Annotated in this window: 6 protein-coding genes and 1 pseudogene; 6 read left to right on the top strand and 1 reads right to left on the bottom strand. The window is 71.2% G+C overall.

Going from position 1 to position 3,753, the window contains the following annotated elements:
• From R6V09_RS48370 to R6V09_RS48345, 6 genes and pseudogenes are all read left to right on the top strand, one after another.
• Nucleotides 1-657: pseudogene (locus R6V09_RS48370) on the top strand (hypothetical protein); the annotation flags it as partial.
• A gap of 65 nt (nucleotides 658-722) precedes the next feature.
• Nucleotides 723-1,157 carry a roadblock/LC7 domain-containing protein gene (locus R6V09_RS48365; RefSeq protein WP_019069670.1) on the top strand — a complete coding sequence of 145 codons (435 nt, stop codon included), beginning with the start codon at nucleotides 723-725 and terminating at the stop codon, nucleotides 1,155-1,157.
• Between the two features lie 2 nt (nucleotides 1,158-1,159).
• Entirely contained in the window at nucleotides 1,160-1,531 is a 372-nt protein-coding gene (locus tag R6V09_RS48360) for a DUF742 domain-containing protein (RefSeq protein WP_317887810.1), read from the top strand.
• Nucleotides 1,509-2,129, top strand: coding sequence for a GTP-binding protein (locus tag R6V09_RS48355; RefSeq protein WP_317887809.1), 621 nt, complete (start codon nucleotides 1,509-1,511; stop codon nucleotides 2,127-2,129). The genes R6V09_RS48360 and R6V09_RS48355 overlap by 23 nt, the downstream gene beginning before the upstream one ends.
• A gap of 61 nt (nucleotides 2,130-2,190) precedes the next feature.
• On the top strand, nucleotides 2,191-2,766 hold the full coding sequence (locus R6V09_RS48350) for a GAF domain-containing protein (protein ID WP_317887808.1): 576 nt from the start codon (nucleotides 2,191-2,193) through the stop codon (nucleotides 2,764-2,766).
• 23 nt (nucleotides 2,767-2,789) lie between these two features.
• Nucleotides 2,790-3,407, top strand: a complete 618-nt coding sequence (locus tag R6V09_RS48345; protein WP_317887807.1) for a TetR/AcrR family transcriptional regulator — start codon at nucleotides 2,790-2,792, stop codon at nucleotides 3,405-3,407.
• On the opposite strand, the gene R6V09_RS48340 is transcribed toward R6V09_RS48345, so the two are convergent.
• Nucleotides 3,408-3,753, bottom strand: a 346-nt coding sequence (locus R6V09_RS48340; RefSeq protein ID WP_317887806.1) for a YbfB/YjiJ family MFS transporter, incomplete at its 5' end; no start/stop codon positions are given.

Genomic DNA, 3,753 nt, shown 5'->3' with positions numbered 1-3,753 from the left:
CCGCTGCCCGTGCGCGGCGCCCACGCGGAGCGGGCCAATCCCGCGGAAGCCGTCCCCGGCATCCGGCCCGACGACCGGGACGCCGTGGCGACGAACGCGACCACACCGCCCGTCCCACGAGGCGGCGCGGTACGCGGCACCATGGGCAAGCCTCCCCAGCTGCCCCGGCGCCGCGCCCAGGAACACATCGCACCCCAACTCCGCGACGGCCCCGCACCCCGTCAGGACTCCGAGCACCCCGCCGGTCACGACCCGGGCCTGATGGCGGCCTTCCAACGCGGGATCGGCCTCGCGGAGGCACGGCAGCACATGGAGGCGGCGGAGACGTCGGAGGGGGCCGACATGGCGTCACCGCACGTGGAGGTGCCGCACATGGAGCCGGCCCACACGGAGGCAAGCCATACGGAGTTCCTGCACTCCAACGGGGTGCACACAGGCGGGGTCTATACGAGCCCGTCCCACATGGGCCCCGACCACACGGGTTCGGACACAAGCGCAGGCACCGGCACCAGCCCAGCCCTCTCCGCCGCGGTCAACGGCACGGACCACTTCCTCCTCGCCCCCCACATGGACGCGGCACCCATAGCCGAAGCGCACGCGCATGCGCCCGGTCACGATCTCACCGCCCGGCACGACGGGAGCGCATCAGCCGGATGACCACGCACGCCCCCACCCCCACCCGCGCTCCCGCAGACCTTCGTACCCCAAGGAGTCGATCCACCATGGCGAGCGACGCGCCGACCGGCCATGTATCCGATCTCGACTGGCTGATGAGCGGCCTCGTGCAGCGCGTACCGCACACCACCAGCGCGGTACTGCTCTCCTGCGACGGCCTCGTGAAGTCGGTTCACGGCCTCGACCCCGACAGCGCCGACCACATGGCGGCCCTGGCCTCCGGCCTGTACTCCCTCGGCCGGAGCGCGGGTGTCCGCTTCGGTGACGGCGGGGACGTCCGGCAGGTCGTCGTCGAGCTCGACTCGACGCTGCTGTTCGTCACCACCGCCGGCTCCGGCACCTGTCTCGCCGTGCTGGCCGGCCGGGAGGCCGACGCCGCCGTGCTGGGCTACGAGATGGCGATGCTGGTCAAGAGCGTCCGCCCCTACCTCGTGACCGCGCCCCGCCAGCACGCCGTCGAATCCCCTGCGATGAGGCCTTGAGCGTGGCGACGGCCGGCGACGGGCCCTGGTTGGACGACGCGGCCGGACGTCTTGTGCGCCCCTTCACGGTCAGCAACGGCCGTACCCGGCCGTCCATCGCGCTCGACCTCCTGTCGCAGGTGATGGCCACCGGCGCCACCCCCCTCGGCTATCTCGGCCCCGAGCACGCGCAGGCGCTCGACCTGTGCCGCGCGCCCGTCTCGGTCGCCGAGGTCGCCGCCCACCTGAAGCTGCCGGCGGTGGTCGCCAAGGTGCTGCTGTCGGACCTGGTCGACTGCGGGACGCTGACCACCAAGCCGCCCGAGTTCCACCACAACCCCACTGACCGGTCACTTCTGGAGGCAGTGCTCGATGGACTACGACGACAGCTCTGACTACGAGAGCGGCCACCGCGATCCCTTCCCCACCGCGCTGAAGATCCTGGTGGCGGGCGGTTTCGGTGTCGGCAAGACGACCTTCGTCGGCGCGGTGAGCGAGATCGCGCCGCTCAGTACGGAGGAGCTGCTCACCACGGTCAGTGCCGCGACCGACGATCTCGAAGGCATCGAGAACAAGGTCGAGACGACCGTGGCGATGGACTTCGGCCGGATCACCCTCGACCCGGAACACGTGCTCTATCTGTTCGGTACGCCCGGACAGGAGCGGTTCTGGTTCATGTGGGACGAGCTGTCCGAGGGCGCGCTCGGCGCGGTCATCCTCGCCGACACCCGCCGCCTGGAGGAGTGCTTCGCGGCCGTCGACTTCTTCGAGCAGCGCGGCCTCGGATTCATCGTCGCGATCAACGAGTTCGACGGCTCCTACCGCTACGACCCCGAGGAGGTACGGGCCGCCATAGATCTCGACCCCGGGATCCCGGTCGTGCGCTGCGACGCGCGGATCTCCAGTTCCGGGGTGCAGACCCTGCTCACCCTCGTACGCCATCTCATCGAGCACGCCCCGGCGCACGCGCCGAGCCATGGTGCCCACATGTGATGCCCGCACACCCTTCACGGAGTTCCTCTATGACATACCTCCACAGGGCCGGAGTACGCCCATGAGCTACGACCCGCCGCGTCCGGCCGGTCGTCTGCTGCTCACGCCCGAGGACAAGGAGGCGCCCGGGCGGAGGCGGCGGCTGCGCGGGCTGGGTCTGGGGGAGCACCCGGACCCGGCGCTGGACGCCTTCGCGGACCAGCTCGCCGAGCTCACCGGAGCGCCGTACGCCATGGTCAACTTCATTGACGAGGACCGGCAGTTCTTCGCCGGGCTGCACACTCCGGGCGGTGCGGGGCTGCGCAGGCCCACCACGGGAGGGGAGCACGCCAAGCCCGAGGTGGGCCGGCAGTTGGCGCGTGACTATGGGTTCTGCCCCCATGTGGTGGTCCGACGTAAGGCGCTGGTTCTTGAGGATGTCTGCGACTATCCGCGGTTCGCGGGCAATCCGGTCGTCGACGAGTTCGGCATCCGTTCCTACCTGGGGGCGCCGCTCATCGACTCCACGGGGATGGTGCTGGGCACCGTGTGTGTCGTCGACATTGAGCCGCGGCCGTGGGGGAAGCCGGGGCTGGAGACGATCAAGTCGACCGCGGCGGAGCTGGTGGCCCGGCTGGAGCAGCTCGGTGGCCCATAGCCGACCGGTCGTATAGTAGTTGTATGGGTAGGACCAGTGACGCCGGAGAGAAGATCCTCGCCGCCGGGCGCTCGCTCTTCGAGGCGCGTGGCTACTCGGCGCTGGGAGTGGCCGAGATCTGCCGGGCGGCAGGGGTGCCGAAGGGCAGCTTCTACTACTTCTACGAGTCGAAGGAGGCCCTCGCGCTGGCCGTCGTCGACGAGCACTGGGCGGAGCAGCGGCGCGAGTGGACGCGCGTCCTGAGCGATGCGAGTGGGGACGCCGAACCGCTGGAGCGGCTGCGGCGGTTGTTCGAGGAGACGGAGGCGGGCCTGCGCGCCGGACAGCAGGGCTGCGGCACCGTAATGGGCTGCCTGTTCGGCAATCTCAGCCTGGAGATGAGCAACCAGACCGAGGCCGTCCGCACCCGGCTGCAGGAGATCTTCGACGCCCAGGTCGAGATGGTCGACGCGGTCGTCACCGAGGCCCGGGACCGCGGGGACGTCACCGTCACCGACACCCGGGAGGCGGCGCGCTCCGTCGTCGCGCAGTTGGAGGGCCAGGTGATGTTCGCCAAGCTCTACAACAACACCGGGCGGCTGAGCCCCCTCTGGGCCAACTGCCTCGCCCTGCTCGGCGCCGGCGCCGCCCACTCCGCCTGATCAGCGGTCGGCTTCGGCGGGCGCGGTCCGCCGGGCCTGCTCCGGCACGGAGTGTCGTACCGCCACCGCGTGGTGCGGGAAGCCGGACCGCAGGACGGCGGCGGCGACGGCCGCGGCGAGGACCACCAGGGCGGCCAGGAGCAGGGCCGGACGGTAGCCGTGGCGCAGCAGCGGGGCGACGGCGAGCGGGCCGAGGATCTGGCCGACGGAGTACCCGGCGGTCAGCAGCGCCACCGAGCGCGGGAAACGCAACTGGGCCCCGGTGGCCAGTGCGAGGGTGCTGACGCCGATGAAGGTCGCGCCGAACAGCACCGCCGAGACCAGGGCCGCGGCCACCCCGCCGACC

The organism is Streptomyces sp. W16 (assembly GCF_033194735.1).
Lineage (GTDB): Bacteria > Actinomycetota > Actinomycetes > Streptomycetales > Streptomycetaceae > Streptomyces.
This window is presented reverse-complemented; position numbering and strand designations above follow the sequence as displayed.